16 protein-coding genes are annotated in these 24,126 nt (G+C 73.5%); 11 read left to right on the top strand and 5 right to left on the bottom strand.

Annotated features, from left to right (window positions below):
• Positions 1 to 17: 17 nt before the first annotated feature.
• Positions 18 to 2,465 (bottom strand): SpoIIE family protein phosphatase, encoded by a 2,448-nt coding sequence (locus tag ACFZCP_RS36460; RefSeq protein ID WP_391436994.1) that lies wholly within the window; start codon positions 2,463 to 2,465, stop codon positions 18 to 20.
• Positions 2,466 to 2,668: 203 nt separating this feature from the next.
• On the opposite strand from ACFZCP_RS36460, the gene lanKC reads away from it, so the two are divergent.
• The 4 genes from lanKC to ACFZCP_RS36440 all read left to right on the top strand — a co-directional run bounded on the left by lanKC (position 2,669) and on the right by ACFZCP_RS36440 (position 9,461).
• Positions 2,669 to 5,359, top strand: a complete 2,691-nt coding sequence (gene lanKC, locus ACFZCP_RS36455; protein WP_391436990.1) for a class III lanthionine synthetase LanKC — start codon at positions 2,669 to 2,671, stop codon at positions 5,357 to 5,359.
• Between the two features lie 49 nt (positions 5,360 to 5,408).
• On the top strand, positions 5,409 to 5,525 hold the full coding sequence (locus ACFZCP_RS36450) for a SapB/AmfS family lanthipeptide (protein ID WP_361121843.1): 117 nt from the start codon (positions 5,409 to 5,411) through the stop codon (positions 5,523 to 5,525).
• A 94-nt stretch (positions 5,526 to 5,619) separates the two neighbouring features.
• Positions 5,620 to 7,320, top strand: a complete 1,701-nt coding sequence (locus ACFZCP_RS36445) for an ATP-binding cassette domain-containing protein (RefSeq protein ID WP_391436983.1) — start codon at positions 5,620 to 5,622, stop codon at positions 7,318 to 7,320.
• Complete coding sequence (locus ACFZCP_RS36440) at positions 7,317 to 9,461, top strand: ATP-binding cassette domain-containing protein (RefSeq protein ID WP_391436980.1); 2,145 nt, start codon at positions 7,317 to 7,319, stop codon at positions 9,459 to 9,461. The genes ACFZCP_RS36445 and ACFZCP_RS36440 overlap by 4 nt, the downstream gene beginning before the upstream one ends.
• Here ACFZCP_RS36440 and ACFZCP_RS36435 read toward each other — a convergent pair whose 3' ends face one another.
• Positions 9,462 to 10,070, bottom strand: a complete 609-nt coding sequence (locus ACFZCP_RS36435; protein WP_391436973.1) for a LuxR C-terminal-related transcriptional regulator — start codon at positions 10,068 to 10,070, stop codon at positions 9,462 to 9,464.
• 342 nt (positions 10,071 to 10,412) lie between these two features.
• Here ACFZCP_RS36435 and ACFZCP_RS36430 point away from each other — a divergent pair, with 342 nt between their 5' ends.
• Positions 10,413 to 12,557, top strand: a complete 2,145-nt coding sequence (locus tag ACFZCP_RS36430) for a SpoIIE family protein phosphatase (protein ID WP_391437130.1) — start codon at positions 10,413 to 10,415, stop codon at positions 12,555 to 12,557.
• A 134-nt stretch (positions 12,558 to 12,691) separates the two neighbouring features.
• Here the strand turns inward: ACFZCP_RS36430 and ACFZCP_RS36425 are convergent, their stop codons facing one another.
• Entirely contained in the window at positions 12,692 to 14,182 is a 1,491-nt protein-coding gene (locus tag ACFZCP_RS36425) for an alpha-lytic protease prodomain-containing protein (RefSeq protein ID WP_391437125.1), read from the bottom strand.
• A gap of 198 nt (positions 14,183 to 14,380) precedes the next feature.
• On the opposite strand from ACFZCP_RS36425, the gene ACFZCP_RS36420 reads away from it, so the two are divergent.
• The 5 genes from ACFZCP_RS36420 to ACFZCP_RS36400 all read left to right on the top strand — a co-directional run bounded on the left by ACFZCP_RS36420 (position 14,381) and on the right by ACFZCP_RS36400 (position 21,434).
• Positions 14,381 to 14,794 (top strand): hotdog domain-containing protein, encoded by a 414-nt coding sequence (locus tag ACFZCP_RS36420; RefSeq protein ID WP_391436969.1) that lies wholly within the window; start codon positions 14,381 to 14,383, stop codon positions 14,792 to 14,794.
• A 455-nt stretch (positions 14,795 to 15,249) separates the two neighbouring features.
• A complete protein-coding gene (locus tag ACFZCP_RS36415) occupies positions 15,250 to 15,465 on the top strand; it encodes a hypothetical protein (protein ID WP_073890947.1) in 216 nt (71 codons plus the stop codon).
• Positions 15,466 to 15,581: 116 nt separating this feature from the next.
• Positions 15,582 to 16,388, top strand: a complete 807-nt coding sequence (locus ACFZCP_RS36410; RefSeq protein ID WP_391436963.1) for an HlyD family efflux transporter periplasmic adaptor subunit — start codon at positions 15,582 to 15,584, stop codon at positions 16,386 to 16,388.
• Positions 16,385 to 18,607 (top strand): NHLP family bacteriocin export ABC transporter peptidase/permease/ATPase subunit, encoded by a 2,223-nt coding sequence (locus ACFZCP_RS36405; RefSeq protein ID WP_391436959.1) that lies wholly within the window; start codon positions 16,385 to 16,387, stop codon positions 18,605 to 18,607. Before ACFZCP_RS36410 ends, ACFZCP_RS36405 begins: the two co-directional genes overlap by 4 nt.
• Before the next feature lies 1 nt (position 18,608).
• A complete protein-coding gene (locus tag ACFZCP_RS36400; RefSeq protein ID WP_391436952.1) occupies positions 18,609 to 21,434 on the top strand; it encodes an NHLP bacteriocin export ABC transporter permease/ATPase subunit in 2,826 nt (941 codons plus the stop codon).
• Between the two features lie 7 nt (positions 21,435 to 21,441).
• Here ACFZCP_RS36400 and ACFZCP_RS36395 read toward each other — a convergent pair whose 3' ends face one another.
• Positions 21,442 to 21,969 (bottom strand): SRPBCC domain-containing protein, encoded by a 528-nt coding sequence (locus ACFZCP_RS36395; RefSeq protein WP_391436949.1) that lies wholly within the window; start codon positions 21,967 to 21,969, stop codon positions 21,442 to 21,444.
• A 26-nt stretch (positions 21,970 to 21,995) separates the two neighbouring features.
• A complete protein-coding gene (locus tag ACFZCP_RS36390; protein ID WP_391436944.1) occupies positions 21,996 to 22,325 on the bottom strand; it encodes a metalloregulator ArsR/SmtB family transcription factor in 330 nt (109 codons plus the stop codon).
• Between the two features lie 178 nt (positions 22,326 to 22,503).
• On the opposite strand from ACFZCP_RS36390, the gene ACFZCP_RS36385 reads away from it, so the two are divergent.
• On the top strand, positions 22,504 to 24,006 hold the full coding sequence (locus ACFZCP_RS36385) for a DHA2 family efflux MFS transporter permease subunit (protein WP_391436938.1): 1,503 nt from the start codon (positions 22,504 to 22,506) through the stop codon (positions 24,004 to 24,006).
• Positions 24,007 to 24,126: the final 120 nt, after the last annotated feature.

Below are 24,126 nucleotides of genomic sequence, written 5' to 3'. Positions count from 1 at the left end.
CGGTACCCGAGTGGCGGTCAGCTTTCGAGGACGATGTCCGCCCACACCTGCTTGCCGCCGCTGACCGGCACGGTTCCCCAGGCCTGGGACACCGCCTCCACCAACAGGATGCCGCGGCCGCCGGTGGCCTCCCAGCCGATGTTGGTGGGCTTGACGGGGGTGCGCGGTGAGCCGTCGGCGACGGCGAGCCGCAGCCGGTGGTTGATCAGGGTGAGGTCGAGGCGGACCTGGCCGTCGGTGTGCACGAGGGCGTTGGTGACCAGTTCGGAGACGATCAGCAGGGCCGTGTCCATGGTGGCGGGCGACACGCCCCAGGTGCGCAGGGTGCGCCGGGTGAAGCGGCGGGCGTGCCGGGCGGCCTCCGGGACCCGCCACACGGTCCAGGTCTCGCGCAGCGGGCGCACGGCCATGCCGTCGTAGCGCACCAGCAGCAGGGCGACGTCGTCGCCGCGGTGCGCGTCGGAGAGCAACGCGTCGGCGACGAGGCCCAGATGGGCGGGGTCGGAGCCGGCCAGCTCGCGGCTGAGCCGCTCGAGGCCGATGTCGATGTCCGAGTCGGCGGACTCCACCAGCCCGTCGGTGGTCAGCGCGAGGACCGTGCCGGGCTGGAACCTGAGCAGGGTGATCGGGAACTCGGCCTGGCTGAGCACGCCGAGCGGCGGGCCGCCCTCGGCCAGGACGACCTCGGTCGAGCCGTCGGGGTGGCGGAGCACGGGCGGCAGATGGCCGGCGCGGACGCACCAGGCGGTGCCCTGCTCCATGTCGGCGTCGACGTAGCAGCAGGTGGCGAAGAGGTCGGTCTCCATCTCCAGCAGCAGCCGGTTGGCGAGGGCGACGACCACGTCCGGTGTGTGGCCCTCGGTCGCGTAGGCGCGCAGGGCGGTGCGCATCTGGCCCATGAGGGTGGCGGCGCCCGCGTTGTGGCCCTGGACGTCGCCGATGACGAAGGCCACGTGGTTGTCGGCGAGCGGGATCACGTCGTACCAGTCGCCGCCGACCTCCAGCCCCTCGGTGGTGGGCAGATAGCGGGCGACGGCGACCGCGCCGGGCAGCCGGGGCAGGCGGCGCGGCAGCAGGGTGCGCTGGAGCATGCCGACCAGTTCGTGCTCGGCGTCGAAGGCGTGGGCGCGCAGCAGGGCCTGGCCCGTCAGGCCCGCGCAGGCGGTGAGCAAGGCGCGTTCGTCGGGGCCGAAGTCGTGCGGCCGGTCCCAGCCGATCAGGCAGGCGCCGGCCATGCGGCCGCCGGCGGGCAGCGGCAGGACGGCGAGGCCGCCGGGCCCGACATCGGCGAGCGCGGGCTCCAGCGGGGTGCCGGCGGGCCAGATGCGGGCGCGGCCCTCGCGCAGGGCGGCGGCGAGGGTGGGCATGGCGCGCACGGGTGCGTCGGGCCATTCGGTGCGCCACTCGGAGCGCCACAGCTCGGGCCAGGCCTCGGGCTGGGGCGGGTCGAGGACGGTGACGACGAGCCGCTCGCTCTCCAGTTCGGCCAGGGCGATCCGGTCGGCCCGCAGGGGTTCGCGCAGGGCGGCGACCACGGCCCGCCCGACGTCCTTCACGGTGCCGGCCATGGCGAGGGAGGCGGCCAGGCGCTGCACCCGGGCCACGTCGGTGACGTCGGAGCGCAGGGTGGAGGCGTCCGCGACGGTGCCGTCGAGCCGGGCCGGGCGGCCCTCGCCGCCGGGCAGCAGCCGGCCACGCAGCCTGAGCCACTTCGGCGGTCCGGAGGGCTGCAGGATGCGGAAGTCCAGTTCGCGGTCGCCGATCGACATGTGGTCGGCCTCGACCACCGACATCAGGGCGGGCAGGTCCTCGGGCTCGGTCAGTGCGAGCAGTGTCTCCACCCGGCCGTCGAACTCGTCCCGGGCGATCCCGAACAGCCCGAGGATCGCGTCGCCGACCTCGACCCGGCCGGAGTCCATGGCCAGGCTGAAGGCGTCGGGCGGCAATTCTCCGCTGTCCGGTGCCGCACCGGCCGGTGCGGGTGCGGCGACCGCGTGGGCGACGAGCTCCAGACAGGCCCGGTCGTCGGTGCCGAAGCCGCCCGGGTGCTCGGTCGCGGCGACCAGTGCGCCAGTGCCGGCCGGGCCGAGGGGCAGGACGGCCACGGAGAAGTCCGCCGCCGGTGTCCGGCGCCCGTCGGGGCAGTCGGCCAGCTCGTCCGGGCCGAGCCAGGCCGTCCGGCCGGTGCGCCAGGCCTCGGCGACCGGGGAGCCGCCGGCCGCCGGATAGCCGTCCCGGAGGCCGTACAGGGTGCGCGGCAGTCCGGCCGATTCGGCCAGGAGGAGCGTCGAGGGATCGTCGCCGGGCACGTAGATGCCCACGAACGCCGCCCCGGCGAACACGAGGGCCTGCTCGAGAACCCGGCGCAGCCGGTCGGGAGAGACGGGTACGGCGAGCAGTGTTTCAAGGGCAAGTTCGGCACGCTCGGCTCTCGTTCTGCGCACCGCAGCGCCCTCAGTGGCCACTTCGCCATTACAGCGCGTATGAGCCGCCTGCGCAGCCCCTGTGAACGCCGTGGGCGCCGCGCACGCCCAGGAAGCTCGAACGCGGCCGAACACATCTTTACCTGTGCGTTCCGCACGGTGATCTCGTGACAGTCGTTACTGTCCGCGACCGGCTACTTCCTGCGAGTGTCTACCGCGTCACCGGAGGAGGGGGCACAAGGGGCATGGACAAGCGGTACGAGGTGTACGCACTCGCCGACCGGCACTTCTACGACACGCCCGACCGGCTCTCGGCGGACGGAAGCGAGCCGGCTCCGCTGTTCGCGACGGCGCGCCGCACGGTGCCGGACGGCTGGCACGCGGCGCGCACCGGAGACTGGCTGATGCTCACCCCGCTCGGCGAGGACGGCGCGCCGCAGCCGTCGCCGGCCCAGGGCTGGAAGATCCACTCCTCGGCGACCGCGGCGAACGCGGAGCGGATCGCCGCCACCGTCTGGGACTACTGCGTGCCGCGCCGTATCCCGTTCAAGTTCGTGCCGTCCCCGCATCTGCTGCACCTGCGCAACGCCAAGTACGCGGGCCGTGACACCAGCGGCAAGTTCGTCACCGTCTACCCGGACGGCGAGGAAGAGCTGCACCGGGTGCTGCGCGAGCTGGGCGCGCTGCTGGAGGGCTGCGAGGGGCCGTACATCCTGACCGACCTGCGCTGGGGCGAGGGTCCGCTCTACGTCCGCTACGGCGCCTTCGCGCGCCGGTACGTCGTCGACGAGCGCGGCTCGCTGGTCCCGGCGGTGACCGACGGCGAGGGACGCCTGGTCCCGGACCGCAGAGCGCCGTCCTTCCAGGTGCCGGACTGGACCACCCTGCCCGGCTTCCTGCTGCCGCATCTGGAGGCCCGCAACACCACGACGGTGGGCGACCTGCCGTACCGGATCGACAAGGCGCTGCACTTCTCCAACGGCGGCGGGGTGTACATCGGCACGGACACCCGGGACGGGCGCCGGGTGGTGCTGAAGGAGGGGCGTCCGCACGCGGGCCTGGCCGCCGACGGGGCGGACGCGGTGGCCCGGCTGGAGCGGGAGAAGGCAGCGCTGGAGCGGGTGGCCGGCACGGGCGTGGTGCCCGAGGTGCGGGACTGGTTCACGCTCGGCGACCACCGGTTCCTGGTGATGGACCATGTGGCGGGCCGCCCTCTCAATTCCTTCTTCGCCGAGCGGCATCCGCTGCTCACACCCGACCCGGATCCGGCGAAGGTGGACTCGTACACGGCGTGGGCGCTGCGCATCCACCGGGCCGTGGAGCGGGCGGTGGAGGCGGTGCACAGACGTGGGCTGGTCTTCAACGACCTGCACGTCTTCAACATCATGGTCGCCCCGGACGAGGAGACGGTGTGTCTCATCGACTTCGAGGCGGCGGCCCCCGCCGCGGAGAACGGCCGGCAGACGGTGGCCCACCCCGGCTTCTTCGCCCCGCCGGACCGCCGTGGCAAGGACGTCGACCGGTATGCGCTGGCCTGTCTGCGCCTCGCCCTGTTCCTGCCCGTGACCACGCTGTTCGTCGTGGACCGGGGCAAGGCGGCGCATCTGGCGGACGTGATCGCCGGGCAGTTCCCCCAGGTGCCGCGCGGCTTCCTGGACGAGGCCGTCGCCGAGATCACCCGGGACACGGTGACCGGGAAGGCCCGTCCCGCGTCCGCTCCCCTGGTGCTGCCGGGCGACTGGCCCTACAGCCGGGACTCGATGGTCAAGGCGATCCTCGCCTCCGCGACCCCGGAACGCGAGGACCGGCTCTTTCCCGGCGACATAGCCCAGTTCTCCGACGGCGGCGGCCTCGGGCTCGCGCACGGCGCGGCCGGGGTGCTGTACGCACTGGAGGCCTGCGGCGCCGGCCGCTACGACGAGGGCGAACGCTGGCTGCTGGACCACACCGCGCCGCCCCCGCCCGGCACCCCGCTCGGCCTGTACGACGGTCTCGCGGGCGTGGCTCTGGTCCTGGACCGGCTCGGCCACCGGCAGCGGGCGCTGGACCTGGTCGAGGGCATCCTGCGGGAGAACTGGCACAACCTCTCCTCCGACCTGCACGGCGGCCTCGCGGGACTCGGTCTGGTCCTCGGCCACTTGGCGGACTCCACCGGCGAGCCGGAGCTGCGCACGCATGCCGCCGAGGCCGCCGAGATCCTCGTACGGCGCCTGACCGAACCGGTTCCGGACCCGCCCCGGGGGCGGGCGGGACTGCTGCGGGGCGCGAGCGGACCCGCGCTGTTCCTGCTCCGGCGCTATGCACAGACCGGTGAGCCGCGGCTCGCGGCGGCGGCGGCCGAGGCGCTCCGGCGCGACCTGGCCCGCTGTGTCGTCCAGGAGGCGGGCGGCGGCCTGGAGGTGGACGAGGGATGGCGGACGCTGCCCTACCTCGGCGACGGCAGCGCGGGGATCGGGCTGGTCCTCGACGACTACCTGGCCCTGGCGGGCGAGGACGGCCGGAGGTTCGAGTCGCTCGCCCGGGCGGCGGACGACGGCCGGGAGTCGGCCCGCTTCGCCCACGCGGCGGGCGCCGCCACGGAGTTCGGGCAGGCCCGGGCGGGCATCGTCACCGCGGCCACCTCCCGCTTCTACGCACAGCCCGGCCTCTTCCAGGGCCGCGCCGGAATGATCCTGCACCTCGCCCGCAGCACCGCGCCCGGCGCCACCCGCGAGCGGCTGGAGCGGCAGATCGCGGGGCTCGGCTGGTTCGCGATGGCCTACCAGGGCCAACTCGCCTTCCCCGGGCACCAGATGATGCGGCTCTCCATGGACCTCTCCACCGGAACGGCAGGCTGCCTGCTCGCGCTCGCCTCGGCCCTCGGCGACGAGCACAGCGCGCACCTGCCCTTCCTCCCGCCGCCACCGGCGGCCCACACCCGCGGCTCCGCAATCTGACGGAGTCGTGACACAACCCCCGTCCCCAACAAAGGGAAAGGACATCACCATGGCACTTCTCGACCTGCAGATCCTCGACTCCGACGAGCACAACGGCGGCGGCGGCGCGAGCACGCTGAGCCTGCTCTCCTGCGTCTCGGCGGCGAGCATTCTGCTCTGCCTCTGACCCGGCCGGCGAGGCCACGGCTCCGGGCGTCCCTCTCCCCGTGCGGGAGGGGCGTCCGGAGCCTTCCCGTTCCCACCGACGCGAGGCACAGCCGATGACGCCCAGTCCCGACGCTCCCGACCAACTGCCGCGCGCCCTCCTGCGGCACGCCGGCGCCCACGCTGCCGCCCTGTGTGCCGTCAGTACGGCCGCCACGGCCGTCGCACTGCTGCTGCCCGCCGCACTCGGCCGGACCCTCGACCTCCTGCTCGCCCATGCGCCGGCCGCCCGCTGGGTGGCCTGCTGTGCGGGTCTGGTGCTGCTGCTCGCGGTGCTCGACGGGTGCGCGGGCGTGGTCACCGGCACGCTCGGCGCCCGGTCCACCGCCTGGCTGCGCGGCCGGGTCACCGGGCATGTGCTGGCCGTGGGCCCGCGCGCCGGCGCCCGGTTCGGAGCCGGCGACCTCGTGGCGCGGCTGGTCGGCAGCGCCGCGCAGGCCGGGACGGCGCCGGGCGCACTCGCCGCGCTGCTCGCCGCGCTCGCCGGGCCGGTCGGGGGTGTGGTGGCGCTCGGCCTCATCGACCCGTGGCTGGCCATCGTGTTCCTCGCCGGGGCGCCCGTTCTGGCACTGCTGCTGCGTGCCTTCGCCCGGGACGCCTCGGCGTGCGTGGCCGACTACCAGCATGTACAGGGGCGGATCGCCGACGCGCTCGCGGAGGCGGTGGGCGGCTCCCGCACCATCCGGGCCGCGGGCGTGGCGGACCGGGAGGCGGGCCGGATCCTTGCGCCGCTGCCCGAGCTGTCCCGCGCCGGGCACCGCATGTGGCAGGTCCAGGGACGGGCCGCGGCACAGGCGGTCACCGTGGCACCCCTGCTCAACCTGGGCGTGGTCGCGGTGGCCGGGCTGCTGCTGGTGCGGCACCGGATCACGGTGGGCGAGCTGCTGGCCGCCTCCCGGTACGCGGTCCTCGCGACGGGGGTCGGCGTGCTGGTCGGCCACCTGGCCGCGCTCGCCCGGGCCCGCGCGGCGACCGGACGGCTCGCCGAGGTGCTCTGCGAACCGGCGCCCGGGTTCGGCACCCGGCACCTGCCGCCCGGCCCGGGGCGGCTGGAGCTGCGGGGCGTGACCTCCCGCCGGGGCCGGCACACCGTCCTGGACGGCGTCGACCTGGTCGTACCCGGCGGTACGACCCTCGCCGTGGTCGGCCGCTCCGGCAGCGGCAAGTCCCTGCTCGCCCAGCTCGCCGGCCGGCTGGCCGACCCGGACGCGGGCGAGGTGCTCCTCGACGGGGTTCCGCTGCACGCGCTGGCCCATGCGGACCTGCGCCGCGCGGTCTCCTACGCGTTCGAACGCCCCGCCCTGCTGGGCACGACCGTCGAGGACACCATCGCGTTCGGGCTCACCCCGTCCACGCCCGACCGGGTCCGGTCGGCCGCGACCGCGGCCCGCGCCGACACCTTCGTGCGCCGGCTGCCCCACGGTTACGCCACACCGTGCTCGGCAGCGCCCTGCTCCGGCGGTGAGTCGCAACGCCTGGGTCTCGCCCGCGCCTTCGCCCACGGCGGCCGCCTCATGATCCTGGACGACGCCCTCTCCAGCCTCGACACGGTCACCGAGCACGAGATCACGGAGTCCCTGCTGGCCCCCGGCGCGGGCCCCACCCGTCTGCTGATCGCCCACCGCACGGCCACGGCGGCCCGCGCCGACGCGGTCGTCTGGCTGGACGGGGGCCGGGTACGGGCGACGGGCCCGCATGCCGAGCTGTGGCGGGACGCGGAGTACCGCGCGGTGTTCGGTGAGGGGGTCCACGCGTGAGGGCGGATCGCAGTCCCGGCCGGGAGAGGCCGTCGCCGACGTCCTGGCCGGGCCGCGGGAGGCCGTCGCCGACGTCCGTACGGAGCGGGGCGTGGCGGTTCCTGCGGGCGCGACGGCGGGTTCTGGTCCGGCTCGCAGTCTGGTCGGTCCTGGAGGCCGGGCAGACCTTCCTCGCGGGGTACGCGCTGGCGCGGGCACTCGACGCCGGGTTCCTCGCCGGCCACACCCGGGGCGGTCTGCTGTGGCTGGCGGCGGCCGGGCTCGCGGTGGCGGCCGGGGCGTACGGGACCGGGCGGGTGTACGGCGTGGTCGCCGCGCTGGTCGAGCCGGTCCGGGACCGCCTGGTGACGGCGGTGGTCGGGCGCGGGGTGCGGGAGGCGGACGCCGGGGCGCTGTCCGGGCTCACCCAGCAGGTGGAGATCGCCCGGGACACTCTCGCGGGCCTGGTGCTGGTCTCCCGCTCGTTCCTGTTCACGGCCGCGGGCGCACTGATCGGCCTGTTCTCGCTGGCCCCGCTGCTGCTGGCGGTCGTCGTGCCTCCGCTGCTGGCCGGGGTGTGCCTGTTCGCGGCCACCCTCAGGCCGCTGGCCCGCCGGCAGGAGACCTTCCTCGCCGCCGACGAGGCGCTCGCCGAGGACCTGGGCGCGGTGTGCCGGGGCCTGCGCGATGTCACCGCCGCCGGCGCCGAGGCGCAGGTGGCGGCCGGCACCGGGGAGCGGATCGAGGCGGAGCGGCGAGCCGCCCGGTCCCTCGCGCACTGGAGCGTGACCCGCGTGGCGGCCCTGGCGGTGGGCGGCGAGCTGCCCGTGGTCCTGCTCCTCGTCACCGCGCCCTGGCTGCTGGGCCACGGGGTGACCCCCGGTGCGCTGGTCGGCGCCCTCGCCTACGTCACCCAGTCACTGCTCCCCGCCCTCCAGAACCTCGTCCACGGCCTGGGCACCAGCGGCTCCCGCCTCACCGTGGTCCTGCGCCGCCTGACTGCGCCGGCGGCCCCGGGGACACCGGGCCCCGCCGGCCGCTCCGATCCGCCCCGCAGGACAGGGTCGCCACCCTCGCAGGACGGGCCGGACGACAAGCGGTGCGGCGGACCGCAGGACAAGCGATACGCCGGACCGCAGGACGGGCGGCACGACGGGCCGCACGAAGGCCGGTACGGGCCGCACGAACACCGGCACGCCGGACCGCACGACACGCCGGGCGGACACGACTCGCCCGGCGTGCCCGCCCGGCCGACGGCGTACGCCACGCCCGGACTTCACGCCCGGCGGACACCGCACGCCACGCCCGAACCGCACGGACAGCCGACGCCCCAGGCCGCACCAGAACTCCACGAGCGGCCGACGACCCACACCGCACCCGGCCTGCACACACACCCGACGCCGCACGCCACGCCCACGCCGCCCGGAGCCCCCGCCCCCGCGCTCAGCTTCGCCTCCGTCACCTTCGCCTACGGCCCCGCCAGCGAACCCGTCCTCGACGGGCTCGACCTCGCCGTGCCCGTGGGGGGCTCTCTCGCCGTCGTGGGCCCGAGCGGGATCGGGAAGTCGACCCTCACGGGGCTGGCCGCCGGGCTGCTGGAGCCCCGGGAGGGGACGATCCGGGTGTGCGGGCATGCCGTGCCCGGGCCGGAGGCGGCCGCGTCCCGGGTGCTGATCCCGCAGGAGGCGTACGTCCACAGCGGCACCCTCGCGGAGAACCTGGGCCTCTTCCGCCCCGGCCCGGTGCCGGAGGCCGAGCTGCTGGCCGCTGCCGAGGCGGTCGGGCTGACCCCGTTGCTGGAGGCGCTCGGCGGGCCTGCGGGCCGGGTCGACCCGGCCGTCCTGTCGGCGGGCGAGCGGCAGCTCATCGCACTGGGGCGGGCCTTTCTGTCCCCCGCGCCGCTCGCCCTGCTCGACGAGGCGACCTGTCACCTCGACCCGGCGGCCGAGGCCCGTGCCGAGCGGGCGTTCGCGGCCCGCCCCAACAGCACCCTGGTGGTCGTCGCGCACCGCATCAGCTCCGCCCGCCGCGCCGACCGCATCCTGGTCATGGACGGACCGCGCACCGCCTGCGGCACCCACGACGAGCTGCTGCGGACCTCGTCCCTGTACCGGGACCTGGTCGGAGGCTGGACGGTACGGCCGCCCGCACGGGTGCGGTGATCACACCCACCCCTCGCCCCGCGATATCCGTATGGCGTCGATGCGGTTGCGTGCCCCGGTCTTCCGGGTGATCGCCGCCATGTAGTTGCGGACGGTGCCGTGGGACAGGTGCAGGCTCCCGGCGATCTCCGAGACGGACGCCCCGGCGGCGGCCAGCGACAGCACGCTCAGCTCGCGTCTGGTCAACGGCATCTGCGCCGCCTTGAGGAAGCCGAAACCCAGCGATGCATCGACGAAACGTTCCCTCTCGGCGACGCAGCGGATGGCGCGCACCAGCCCGTCCGGCGAACCCGCCTTGTCGACGAAGCCGAGCGCGCCCGCCTCGGCCGCCCGCTTGAGCAGTCCGGGCCGACCGGCACTGGCCAGCACCACGAGTGCCGGAGGCCGGCCTGCGGTCCCGGGCGGGCACAGATCACCGAGCGGCGGCACGCCGTGGCCGTCGCCGTACTCCAGGTCCGCCGCGCACACGTCCGGTCGCGAGGAGCGCATCTTCGAGGACGCGCCCCGCCACGGTGTGTCCTCCACCTGCAGACCGGGCGACCGGCGCAGCCATTCGGCCAGAACCGATCGCACCAGACACGCGTCGTGGACCAGAAGTACCCGGATCACTGCCCGCCCCTCCAGTTGGCCGTACATCGACCTGCATCGCCGTGCTCTCGTCCTCAGGTGCTCAGCGCGTGCCCCATTCTTGGGCAATGTCACCGCCCGCGGGCGCGGAGAACCGGCCATCAAGATGCGCGGGGGCGCACGCAGGGCGCCCGTACGCCGCCCTGCGCTTCGGCCCGGGGTGCATGGGCAGGGCCCGGCGGGGTATCCGCAGGAGCGCCGGGTCCACCGCGCTCCCTTGCAGGTCAGTCACCCCCGAGCACACACGGGAGGCGTTCGCCGTGCGTGGCGCGCCCCCGCGAGGGAGCCTTGATCCGGGGATGCGACGCGCGGCCGTACGAGGAGGTGGTCGGCGTGTCCGACGCGCCAGGGCCTGTGCAGGCACCGGCGGCCTCCAGGGCGCCGGTCGGCAGGCCGGTGCTGTCGCTCGCGCTGGCCGCGATGGTCGAGGACGTGGGCGCGCACTCCGGGGCGGTGTACCTGCTCCGGCCCGACGAACCGGTCCTGGAGATGGCGGTGACGGCGGGCCTGCCACGCGCGTTCGCGGCGCCGTGGGAGCGGGTCGGGCTCAGTGCACCGATCCCGGTGGCGGACGCGGTGCGGGGGCGGCAGGTGGTGTGGGTGGGGAGCGAGGAGGAGATGGCGCGCCGCTACCCGCGGATCGCGGTGGTGCTGCCGTTCCCGTTCGCGCTGGCCGCGCTGCCGGTGGCGACGGCGGACCGCGTCTACGGCGCCATATTCGTGACCTGGCCCGGAGCGCATCCGCCGGAACTGTCCGACTGGGAGCACGATGTTCTGACGTCCGGCTGTGAGCGGCTGGCCATGCGGATGGCGCGGGCCGACGAGGAGAACCGTCCGCTGGGCCCCGAGCCCGATGTCCTGGGGGCGCCGGGCGTCGCGGGCACGCTGGGGTCGGTGGAGGCGGTACGGCTGGTGGCCCGGCTGCCGTACGGGCTGGTGTCGCTGGATCTGCACGGCCGGATGTCCTTCGTCAACCCGGCGGCGGCCGAGCTGCTCGGCAGGCCCGTCGGGGAGTTGCTGGGCACGCTGCCGTGGGTGTCGGTGCCGTGGCTGAACGATCCGATGTACGAGGACCGCTACCGGGCCTCGCTGATCAGCCAGCAGGTCGTGTCGTTCGTGGCGCTGCGGCCGCCGGGCGAGTGGCTGTCGTTCCGGCTGTATCCGAGCACGTCCGGGCTGAGCGTGCGGATCAGCCGGGCCCGGGCGGTGGCGGAGATGACCGCGGGCAGGCGGTACCCGGGCCCCGGGCCCTCCCGGCTGGTGTCCATCTCGCAGGTGCTGAGCCTGGCCGGCGCGCTGACCGAGGCGGTGGGGGTGCAGGACGTGGTGCAGCTGGTCGCGGACGAGGTCGCGCCGTCGGTCGGCAGTCAGGCGCTGGTGGTCCTCGGTTCCCAGGGCGGCCGGCTGCATGTGCTGGGGCATCGCGGATACCGGGATCCGCGCGCCGTGTCGGCGCTCGACGGGCTGCCGCTGAGCGAGCGCACCCCGGGCACCCACGTCCTCACCAGCGGGGTGCCGGCGTTCTTCGACTCGCGCGAGCAGCTGGAGCGGCTGTACCCGGACCGGCAGGAGACCCCGGACGGCTTCGCCGCCTGGGCGTATCTGCCGCTGATCGCGTCGGGACGGCCGGTGGGGACGTGTGTGCTGGCCTACGCCGATCGGCATGTCTTCCCCGCCGACGAACGGGCGGTGCTCAACAGCCTCGGCGGCCTGATCGCGCAGGCGCTGGAGCGCGCCCTGCTCTACGACGCCGAACACCGTCTGGCGCAGGGGCTGCAGGAGTCGCTGCTGCCGCACTCGCTGGCGCGGTTGCCCGGCATCGAGGCGGCCGCCCGCTATCTGCCGGCCACCCAGGGCATGGAGATCGGCGGCGACTTTTACGACCTGGTGCCGGCCCGGCCGCTGGCCGCGGCGGTGATCGGGGACGTCCAGGGGCACAACGTGACGGCGGCGGCGCTGATGGGACAGATCCGCACCGGGGTGCGGGCGTACACCACGGTGGGGCAGGCGCCCGAGGAGGTGATGGGCAGCACCAACCGGCTGCTCATCGACCTCGGCGCCGAGCTGTTCGCCAGCTGCCTGTACCTGCGGCTGGACCCGGCGCGCGGACGGGCGGTGATGGCACGGGCCGGGCATCCCCCGCCGCTGCTCAGACGCCCGGACGGTCGGGTACGGGTACTGGACCTGGCCGGCGGCCCGCTGCTGGGGATCGACGCGGCGGCGGTCTACCCGACGACCGAGGTGTCCCTGGCCCCCGGCTCGGTCCTCGCCCTGTACACGGACGGTCTTGTGGAGTCGCCGGGCATGGACATCGAGGACTCCCTGGTCGACCTGGGGGCGCTGTTCGCCGAGATCGGCCACCAGCCCCTGGAGCAGCTGGCCGACGAACTGGTACGGCACAGCGTGGCGGCGCGGGAGCGGGTGGACGACATGGCGGTGCTGCTGCTGCGGGCGTCGGACGCCGTCTGAGCCGTGCGGCAGCACGCGGACGGTCCGGCCCTCCCGCCGGAGAGCCGGACCGTCTTTGCCGACCGGAACCGCCGTGGGCCGGTCAGGATGTCACGAGGCGGACCGGCGAGCGCCCGGGTCCCGCCAGGGGCGGATCAGTTGCTCCCGGTGAGGGAGGACGACCCGTCACCGGTGCCCGCACCGGACTGGTCGCCGGAACCGGTACCCGCGCCGGACTGGTCCCCGGTACCCGCGCCGGACTGGTCCCCGGCACCCGCGCCGGACTGGTCCCCGGCACCCGCGCCGGACTGGTCCCCGGCACCCGCGCCGGACTGGTCGCCGGCACCCGCGCCGCTCTGGTCCCCGGCCGAGGCGGACGGGTCGGCGGAGCCGCCGATCTGGTTGCCGCCCGCCTGGTCACCGGCACCGGACTGGTCGCCGGCCGAGGCCGAGGGGTCGGCGGAGCCGCTCTGGTCGCCGGCGCCCGCCTGGCCGCCCGCGCCGTTGCCGCCGTCGCCGAGGGTGGCGCCGGTGGCCTGCAGGGCGGCGGTGACCGGCTGGAAGAAGGTCTCGCCGCCGTTCTTGCAGTCGCCGCTGCCGCCGGAGGTGAGCCCGACCGCGCCGCCCTCCTGGGTGAACAGGGAGCCGCCGCTGTCGCCGGCCTCGGCGCAGACGTTGGTCTGGATCAGGCCGTTGACGGTGTCGACGCCGCCCGGGTTCGTCTCGCTCTGGAAGTTGACGGTGGCGTCGAGGCCGGTGACCTGGCCGTTGTGCAGACCGGTGGTCGAGCCCATGCGGAACACGGTCTCGCCGACGGTCGCGTCCGCGGCCTGGGTGATGTTCACGGTCTGGCCGTTGCCGACGTTGACCTCGCTCGGCGCCTGCGTGGTGGCGTCGTTGTACTTCACGAGGGAGAAGTCGTTGCCCGGGAACTTGGCCTGGTCGACGGTGGCGACGGGCTGCCCGTTCTGGGAGTCGGACCAGTCCTTGGCGGCCACGCCGCAGTGACCGGCCGTCAGGAACGCGGGGCTGCCGTCGGAGGCCTTGACGTTGAAGCCCAGGGAGCAGCGCACGTTGCCGCCCTGCACCTGGGAGAAGATGGCGTCGCCGCCCGAGACGAAGGTCTTGAAGGAACCGGAGGACTTCTTCAGGGTCGCCATGCCCGGGCCGAGGCTCCGCACGGTCGACTGGAGCTTGTCCCACTTGGCGCCGGTGACGCTGGAGTCGGCGGTGACCACGACCTTGTCGGTGCGCGGGTCGACGGCCCAGGCGGTGCCCGGGATGGTCGCCCGGGTCTTCAGGGTGTGGGCGGCGTCCTTGAGTTCGGCGGTGCTGTTCTCGACCTGGCGGACCACCGCGCCGGCCTTCTTCGCCTGGACGAGCACGTTGCTGTCGCCGTTGACGACGTTGACGACCAACTGCTTCTTGCCGCTGTCGTAATAGGAGCCGGCGACGGCGTCGCCGAGCGCCTTCTGGAGCTGCGCGGCGAGATCCGAGGCGTCCGAGGCCTTCAGGGTCTTTGCGGTGCCGGTGGCGCCCGAGGCGTCGTTCTTGCCCTGGGACGCGTTGGCGTTGGGCAGCAGGAGAGCCGCCGCTCCGAGCGCCGCGACACCGCCCACCGCTATCGCGGCCTTGCGCTTGGGCATTCGCTTGTGACTCAACTTCTCGACCTCCTGGGGACGGGGGGTCTGCCTCTGTCGGGCAGTTGTTGGGGGGCGCCTGGATGGCTGTAGGTACGGGCGGGTCACACGGTGCGTTCAATTCCGCTTGCCAACTTCCCTCCCGTGGCCGGGAATCGGCCACGCACCGTGTGTCGTGTCGCCCGGCCGGGAAGAATCGCCCATATGACGATGACCACCGCTGAAGCCGACAAGATCCTCTCCGACCGCTTCGCCCCCTGGGTCCTCGACCTCGGGCTGTCCGTCGAGGCCGTGGCCGAGGACCGCGCGGTCCTGCGCCTTCCCTGGTCGGACCGCCTGGCCCGGGAGGGCGGAGGGCTGTCGGGGCAGGCGCTGATGGCGGCTGCCGACACGGCGACGGTGATCGCGGTCTCGGCCGCGCGGGGGTGCTTCGTGCCGATGACGACCGTGCAGCAGTCGACGTCGTTCCAGCGGGCGGTGACCGGTTCGGATGTCTTGATCGAAGTGGTCCTGACCAAGCTGGGCCGACGGATGGCCTTCGCGGACATCACGCTGAGCGACGCCGGTTCGGGCGCGGTCGCCGCGCGCGCGAGCACGGTCTATGCACTCATGAGCTGACACGCTCAGCTACTGATCGGTAGCGGTCCGTTCCGAACACGTACCGGAATCCCTGCTTCAGGGAATCTGCACATTGAATACTCAACCAAGTCACCGACGCCTCCGGTTCTGCACATCCGCGCGCCCCCCGGCACGCCTTTGGCGCGGAGTGCCGGATTCGCCGCCCGACGGACAAGAGCACGGTTGCGCCGATGCCGTGCACCATGTGAAGGAGTCGCCGACATGCCGTGCGCGCACCTGCACGGATGGCTCCCCGCGGAAGCGAAGTTCCCTGGTGAGAGGCCTGGTTGATTGGAAGCGCGCCCCTCGTGCGTGCTTTGATCCATCGCATCGCAGGGCTCCCCCCGGGCCTCCGGAGACGGAGACCCGGCGCCCGCGGTGCGCGGCCGTCCGTCTGTCCCCAGAGGGGGCCGCTTTCCCCCTTGTGAAATATCCATACGAAGGGAAGTTCCACCATGAACTCCACCCCCCAGGTTGAGACCGTCGAGATCTCGGACGCCGAGCTGGACAACGTCTCCGGTGGTCTGTCCGTCAACGCCCTGAACACCGTGACCGGTGCCGTGAACGGCCTCGCCCCGGTTTCCGGCCTGGTGGACACCGCCGTCGGCACCGTCGAGGGTGTCACCGGCCTGAACGTGGCCCCGGTTTCCGGCCTGGTCGCCGGTCTCTGACCGCACCTCGGTGCAACCGAAGTCCCGGAGCCGCCCCCCGGCTCCGGGACTCTCGGGTGCCTTCGGGCACCCGAACCCTGTCGTAGCGAAGTCTCTCCACGGGTGAGGGAAGTTCCGTGCAGTTCCGCCAACAGGCCCTCGCCAAGCTCCAGTCGCCGGAGGAGCTGGACCTTCCGGTGCGCCTCGCCCGCCCCCAGGGCTGGCTCGCGCTCGGCGTCACCGTCGTCGTCATGGCGGCGGCCTCCGTGTGGGCGGTGACCGGTTCGGTCGCCTCCACGGTCGGCGCGCAGGCCATCCTCACCCACGGGCAGGGCAGCTATCTGCTGCAGAGCCCCGTGGCCGGCCAGGTCACCGCCGTACTCGCCAAGCAGGGCGAGCGGCTTCCCGCGAACGCGCCCGTCCTCAAGGTGCACACGCCTCAGGGCGATTCGGTGGTCCGCACCGTCGCCGCGGGCCGCGTCACCGCGCTCGCCGCCACCATCGGGCAGATCATCCAGACCGGCGCCGATGTGGCCGCCGTCGAGAAGGTCGCGCACGCCTCCGACCCGCTGTACGCCACCGTGTACGTCCCCGCCGAGAATGCGGCGGCCGTCCCGGCGCACGCCGCGGTGGACCTGACCGTGTCGTCGGTGCCCACCCAGCAGTACGGCGTGCTGCACGGGCACGTGAAGTCGGTGGACCGCACCGCGCAGTCGGCCCAGTCCATCGCCGCGTTCCTCGGCGACAGCCAGCTCGGCGAGCAGTTCACCAGGAAGGGCCGCCCGGTGGCCGTACTGGTCGCACTGGACAGGTCCGCGTCCACGAAGAGCGGCTACCGGTGGTCGTCCGCGGACGGGCCGCCGTACCGGCTCGACTCCATGACCCTCGCCTCCGGTTCGATCCGGCTGGCCGACCAGCGCCCCGTCGATTGGCTTCTGCCGTGAGCACCACCGAGGAAACCCGCGGCCGCAGACGTGCCGCCCCGGCCCGGCGCCCGGTCCCCAAGCCCAGTGGCGGCACGGTCCGGACCCCGACCGTCCTCCAGATGGAGGCCGTCGAGTGCGGCGCCGCCTCCCTCGCGATGGTGCTGGGCCACTACGGCCGGCACGTCCCGCTGGAGGAGCTGCGCATCGCCTGCGGTGTCTCCCGCGACGGGTCGCGCGCCAGCAACCTGCTGAAGGCGGCCCGCAGCTACGGCCTGACCGCCAAGGGCATGCAGATGGACCTGGCGGCCCTCGCCGAGGTCGCGGCACCGGCCATCCTGTTCTGGGAGTTCAACCACTACGTCGTCTACGACGGCATGGGCCGCCGCTTCGGCCGGCGCGGGGTGTACATCAACGACCCCGCCAAGGGCCGCCGGTTCGTGCCCATGGAGGAGTTCGACGGCAGCTTCACCGGTGTCGTGCTGGTGCTGGAGCCGGGCGACGGCTTCACCAAGGGCGGCCGCAGGCCCGGTGTGCTCGGCGCGATGCCGGCCCGGCTGCGCGGCACCGCGGGCACCCTGCCCGCCGCGGTCCTGGCCAGCCTGCTGCTGGTGGCGGTGGGCGCGGCGGTGCCCGCACTCAGCCGCACCTACATCGACATGTTCCTCATCGGCGGGCAGACCTCGCTGCTGGGCGTGCTGTTCGCGTCGATGGCCACCTGCGTGCTGCTCACCCTGGTGCTGACCTGGCTGCAGCAGGCCAATCTGCTGCACGGCCGGATCATCTCCTCCACCCTCTCCAGCGCCCGCTTCCTGCGCCATCTGCTGCGCCTGCCGGTCACGTTCTTCTCCCAGCGCAGCCCGGCCGACCTCGTGCAGCGGCTGCAGTCCAACGACCAGGTCGCCGAGACACTGGCCCGCGACCTCGCGGCGGCCGGCGTGGACGCGATCGTGGTCGTGCTGTACGCCCTGCTCCTGTACACCTACGACCCGCAGCTGACCTTCGTCGGCATCGGCGTGGCCCTGCTGAACGTGGTGGCCATGCGGCTGGTCGTACGGCTGCGCGCGACCCGTACGGCGAAGCTGCGGGCGGACACGGCACGGCTCACCAACACCTCCTACACCGGCCTTCAGCTGATCGAGACGATGAAGGCGACCGGCGGCGAGGACGGCTACTTCCGCAAGTGGGCCGGGCAGCACGCCACCACGCTGGAGGAGCAGCAGCGGCTCGGCGTGCCGAGCGCCTGGCTCGGCGTGGTCGCACCGACGCTCGCCACGCTCAACAGCGCGCTGATCCTGTGGATCGGCGGAATGCGGGCGGTCGAGGGGCACATCTCGGTGGGTCTGCTGGTCGCCTTCCAGGCGCTGGTCACCCGCTTCACCGCCCCGCTGACCCGGCTCAACGGCGTGGCGGGCCGGATCCAGGACTTCGCGGCGGACGTGGCACGGCTCAAGGACGTGGAGAACTTCCAGGCCGACCCGCTCTACGCGCGCGCCGGTGGGGGCGATTCCACGCGCCGGCTGCAGGGCCACGTCGAGCTGGAGAACGTCACGTTCGGCTACAGCCCGCTGGACCAGCCGCTGCTGACCGGATTCGACCTGACCGTGGGGCCGGGCCGGCAGGTGGCGCTGGTCGGTGGCTCGGGCAGCGGCAAGTCCACCGTCTCCCGGCTGATCTCGGGACTGTACTCGCCCTGGGACGGGGTGATCCGCATCGACGGGCGCCGGCTGGAGGACATCGCGCGCGGTGCGCTCGCCTCCTCCGTCTCCTTCGTCGACCAGGACGTGTTCCTCTTCGAGGGCTCGGTCCGCGACAACGTGGCGCTGTGGGATCCCTCGATCCCGGACGAGGCCGTGGTGGAGGCGCTGCGGGACGCGGCCCTGTACGACGTGGTCATGCGCCGGCCGGGCGGCATCCACAGCAAGGTGGAACAGGACGGCCGGAACTTCTCCGGCGGGCAGCGCCAGCGCCTGGAGATCGCCCGGGCGCTGGTGCGGCGGCCCAGCATCCTCGTCCTGGACGAGGTGACCAGCGCGCTGGACGCGGAGACGGAGCTGGTCGTGATGGACAACCTGCGCCGGCGCGGCTGCGCCTGCGTGGTGATCGCCCACCGGCTCAGCACGGTCCGGGACAGCGACGAGATCGTGGTGCTCCAGCACGGCACGGTCGTCGAGCGCGGCCGGCACGAGGAGCTGGTGGCGCACGGCGGCGCGTACGCCGCGCTGGTCAGGGAGCGGTGAGATGACGACTGTTCAGGAGGGGTTCGAAGGCGACCTCGTCCTCGGTGCGCTCGGCTCGCTGGGCACGCGGGTCGACTGCGCGGGGTCCAACCGCCTGGACCTGGAGGGTCCGCAGGTGCTGTGGCTGGTCGCGGCAGGCGCCCTGGACCTGTTCGCGGTGGACGCCGCCCAGCAGGGCCACTGGCACCATCTGGGCCGGCTGGAGGCGGGTTCGCTGCTGCTCGGCCCCGTCGCGGGACCCCAGCACACCCTGGTGGCCCGCCCGGTCCGCGACTGTGTGGTCCACCGGGTCAACCTGCGCGAGCTGTACCAGCCCGCCCACACGCAGACCTGGTCGTACGACGAGTACGGCAACCCCCAGTACGTGCCGCCCGCTTCGAGCCCGCTGGAGTACGCCCTCGCGCTGGGCGTCGGCCGCGGTCTGTCGGTCCTCTTCCAGGCGCCGTTGGCCGAGGACCGGGCCGCGGCGCCGGCGGACGACGACGTGTTCTGGATGCAGGTGCCGCCGGGCAGCGTGCAGTACGGCTCCCTGTACGGCGCGGAGGCGGCCGCCGACCTGCTGATGGATCCGGCGCTGTGGCAGAGCCTGGTCGACCAGCAGTACCGGCTGCTGACCGCGCTGGACCGGTGGATCGAGCAGCTGGAGCGCAGCCACGAGACCCGTACGGCCGCCGGGATCAAGGCCGGTGAGGCGGTCCGCGCCCAGGCCGACCGGACGCTGCTCGCCTCCATCGGCAAGCGCTCGGCCCGCCGGACGACGGCCGCCGACGCCGACGCCTCCTACGCGGCCTGCAAGCTGGTCGCCGAGGCCGCCGGGATCACGCTGGCCGAGCCCGCCCAGAACGGCACCGAGAGCGAGCGCCTCGATCCGGTCGAGCGGGTGGCGCTGGCCTCCCGGGTGCGCACCCGTGCCGTGCGGCTCGACGGCCGGTGGTGGCGGGAGAACGTCGGCCCGCTGGTCGGGCAGCGGGCGCTGTCCGGCGCGCCGGTCGCCCTGCTGTGGCGACGCGGCGGCTATGTGGCCGTGCAGCCGACGACCGGACGCGAGACCCCGGTCGAGAAGGCGAACGCCGAGGAGTTCGAGCCGCGCGCGGTGATGTTCTACCGGCCGCTGCCCGAACGGCGGCTCGGGCCGCTCGGGCTGCTGCGGTTCAGCCTCGGCGGCACGCGTGGCGACCTGCTGAACCTGATGATCGCCGGGCTGGTCACCGTGGCGATCGGCGCGCTGGTGCCGGTCGCCACGGGCAAGGTGCTCGGCGAGTACGTGCCCAGGGCCCAGACGGGCCTGATCGTCCAGGTCTGTCTGGCGGTGATGATCAGCGCCGTCGTGTCGGCCGCGTTCACGCTGCTGGAGAACCTGACCATCCTGCGTCTGGAGGGCCGTATCGAGTCGGCGCTCCAGCCCGCCGTGTGGGACCGGCTGCTCAGGCTCCCGACCCGGTTCTTCACCCAGCGCTCGACCGGTGAACTCGCCAGTGCCGCCATGGGCATCAGCGCGATCCGGCGGCTGCTTGCGGGTGTCGGCCCGGTGGTCGCGCAGTCGGTGACCGTCGGCGCGATGAACCTCGGCCTGCTCCTGTGGTACAGCGTGCCGATGGCGCTCGCGGCGATCGGCATGCTCGTCGTCATCGCGGCGGTGTTCCTCGGGCTCGGGCTGTGGCAGGTGCGCTGGCAGCGCCGCCTCGTGGTGCTCGGCAACAAGCTGAACAACCAGGCGTTCCAGACCCTGCGGGGCCTTCCCAAGCTGCGGGTGGCGGCCGCGGAGAACTACGCGTACGCCGCGTGGGCCCGGGAGTTCGCGCGCAGCCGTGAGCTGCAGCAGAAGGTCGGCCGGATCAAGAACCTCAGCTCGGTGCTGGGCGCGGTCTATCTGCCGGTGTGCACGCTGGTGATGTTCATGCTGCTGGCCGGTCCGGCGAAGGGCGCGATGTCGGCGGCGGCCTTCCTCACCTTCAACACGTCGGTGACGATGGTGCTGACCTCGGTCACCCAGCTCACCGGATCGTTCGTGTCGGCGGTGGCGGCGCTGCCGCTGTTCGAGGAGATCAGGCCGGTCCTGGACGCCACGCCCGAGGTACGCACGGCGAGCACCCGTCCGGGCCCGCTGTCCGGTGCGGTGGAGGCCCGGCGGCTCTCCTTCCGCTACGCCGACGACGGGCCGCTCGTCCTGGACGACGTGTCTTTCAGTGTGCGTCCGGGCGAGTTCGTGGCGGTCGTCGGGCCCAGCGGCTGCGGCAAGTCCACCCTGCTGCGCCTGCTCATCGGCTTCGACAAGCCGGTCTCGGGCAGCGTCCTGTACGACGGGCAGGATCTGGCGGCCCTCGACCAGTCGGCCGTGCGCCGCCAGTGCGGGGTCGTCCTCCAGCACGCGCAGCCCTTCACCGGCTCGATCCTGGACGTCATCTGCGGCACCGAGCCGTACACGCCCGAGGAGGCGATGGCGGCGGCCGAGATGGCGGGCCTGGCGGAGGACATCCAGCGCATGCCGATGGGCCTGCACACGATCGTCGCGGGCAACGGCGCGATCTCCGGCGGCCAGCGACAGCGCCTGATGATCGCCCAGGCGCTGATCCGGCGCCCTCGCATCCTGTTCTTCGACGAGGCGACCAGTGCGCTCGACAACGACACGCAGCGCATCGTCATCGAGAGCACCCGCAAGCTGAACGCCACGCGGATCGTCATCGCCCACCGGCTGTCGACGGTGCTGGACGCGGACCGGGTCGTCGTGATGGAGGACGGCCGGATCATCCAGCAGGGCTCGCCCGCACAGCTGCTGGCCGACACCGGCGGCCGCCTGCACGAGCTGGTGCGGCGGCAGCTGGCGTAGGTGCGGGTCAGTCCAGGCCGGGCACGGGGGCGCCCGAGGGCACTCCGGCCTCGACGTACCCGTCGTAGAACTCCTTCCAGGGCGTGCTCGGGCCGGCGTGCGGGCCCTGGAAGCGCTCGCCGCGGGCCTTGGCGTCGAGGGCGGACAGGCACACCTCCCAGCCGGCGCCATTGCGGGCTGCGGTGTTCTCGGCGTCGAGGACGTCGGTGAGCGTGAAGCGGGTCCGCCCCTCGCCCGCCTCCTCCAGGTCGAAGTGGAGTTCGTCGCCGCCCCACGCGAAGGACAGGTGCCGGGGCGGGTCGACGGCGAGGACCCGGCCGGTGAACTCCGGGGTGCCCGGCTCGCCGAAGAAGCGGATGGGGGCGTCCGCGCGCAGTTCCATCTCGACCTGGAAGGGGAACCACCCCGCCAGCTCGGCCGGGTCGGTCACGAAGTGCCAGACCCGGTCGATGGGGTGGGCGTAGGTGCGGCTGAAGCGGACGGCGGGGCGGCCGTCGTCGAGGGTCAGATAGGTGCCGGTGAGGTCGACGGACATGGCGCTCGGTCCTTCGTGGTGGGGGCTCAGGTGTCGTCCGGCGTCTCGCCCGTCCCGTCGAGGCGGCGGCCCAGGGCGTCGAGGCTGCGGTTCCACCGTGCGCGGTACGGCGCCAGCCAAGCGTCGAGGGCGGCGATCGGGGCCGGGTCGAGGGCGTAGACGCGGCGCTGCGCGTCCTGCCGGACCCGCACCAGACCCGCCTCGCGCAGCACCCTCAGGTGCTTGGAGGTGCTCGGCTGGCTCAGCCCGCATGCCTCCACGATCTCCCCGACGGGCCGGGGCCGCTCCAGGAGCAGCGCGACGATGGCCCGCCGGTGGGGATCGGCGAGGGCGCCCCAGAGCGCGGCGTCGGACATGGAGGCAATATGCCTCTTCAGTTATATGCCTGTCAAGGAATAGAAGAGCCCCGAGAAACGAAACGTTGCCGTTTCGCTCCGACTGGTCTAGCCTCGAAGCGTACGAAACAGTTTCGTTTACGAGCTGCCCGTGCGCACCGCCTCCCTGCTTCGAACGACTTCCCTGGAGTAGTTCCCGATGGCCCAGAAGACCCTGACCGACGGCGTCCCCGAGGTCGCCGTCGAGGCGCCGCCCGCCGCCTCCCCCAAGCGCTGGTGGATCCTCGCGATCATCGCCGTCGCCCAGCTGATGGTGGTGCTGGACGCCACGATCGTGAACATCGCCCTGCCCTCCGCCCAGGCCGACCTCGGCTTCTCCGACGGCAGCCGGCAGTGGATCGTGACCGCCTATGCGCTGGCCTTCGCGTCCCTGCTGCTGCTCGGCGGCCGCATCGCCGACCTGTTCGGCCGCAAGCCCGCCTTCCTCGTCGGCGTCGTCGGCTTCGCCGCGGCCTCCGCGCTCGGCGGCGCGGCGAACGGCTTCACCATGCTGGTCGTCGCGCGCGCCCTGCAGGGCGCCTTCGGCGCACTGCTCGCCCCCGCCGCACTGTCGCTGCTCAACACCACGTTCACCGACGCCCGCGAGCGGGCCCGCGCGTTCAGCGTGTACGGCGCGATCGCCGGCGCCGGCGGTGCGGTGGGTCTGCTGCTCGGCGGTGTGCTGACGGACGCGCTCGACTGGCGCTGGACCCTGTACGTCAACGTGGCCATCGCGGTCGTCGCCTTCGCCGGCGGCTGGGTGCTCCTGAGCAGCCACCGTGACGCGGCGGACGCCAAGCTCGACGTGCCGGGCACGGTCCTGGTCGCCACCGGTCTGTTCTCGCTGGTCTACGGCTTCTCCAACGCCGAGACGCACGACTGGGGTTCGCCGCTGACCTGGGGCTTCCTGGTCGCGGGCGGCCTGCTGCTGGCGGCGTTCGCGTGGTGGCAGACCCGGGCCGCCCACCCGCTGCTGCCGCTGCGCATCCTGCTCGACCGAGACCGCGGCGCCTCGTTCCTCGCCGTGCTGATCACCGGCGCGGGAATGTTCGGCGTCTTCCTCTTCCTGACCTACTACCTCCAGCTCAACCTCGGCTTCAGCCCCACGAAGACGGGTGTGGCCTTCCTCCCGATGGTCGGCGCGCTGATGGTGACCGCCCAGCTCGGCACCACCGTCCTGCTCCCCCGGATCGGCCCCAAGGCGGTCATCCCGCTCGGCTTCGCGATCGCCACGGCCGGCATGGCCTGGCTGACCGGCATCGGCCTCGGCTCCCACTACCTGAGCGCGGTGCTGCCGCAGCTGATCGTGATCGGCGTGGGTCTCGGCATGGTGATGCCGCCGGCGATGCAGCTGGCCACCGGCGGGGTCGCGGCCGAGGACGCGGGTGTCGCCTCGGCGACCGTCAACGCCATGCAGCAGGTGGGCGGTTCGATCGGCACGGCCCTGCTGAACACCCTCGCCGCGAGCGCCGCCACCGACTACCTGGCGGACCACGACCCCACGAGCAAGGTGGCACAGGCCCAGGCGACGATCGAGAGCTACACCACCGCCTTCTGGTGGTCGGCGAGCTTCTTCGCCGCGGGCACGGTCATCGCGTTCCTGCTCTACCGGCGCGGGGTGCCGCGCCAGGACGCCTCGACCGCACCGGTCGTCCACATGTAGCCGCCGCGTGCACGACGAAGGGGCCGCCGTCCACAGGGAGACGGCGGCCCCTTCAGCTGTCGTGCCGGAGGACGACACGACGGAGGACTAAACCAATTGTTTTTCGCCGCTCCCCGGGAC

Source organism: Streptomyces sp. NPDC007971 (assembly GCF_042958635.1).
Lineage (GTDB): Bacteria > Actinomycetota > Actinomycetes > Streptomycetales > Streptomycetaceae > Streptomyces.
Note: the sequence above shows the minus strand (reverse complement) of the source record. Positions and strands in the feature narration are given on the sequence as shown.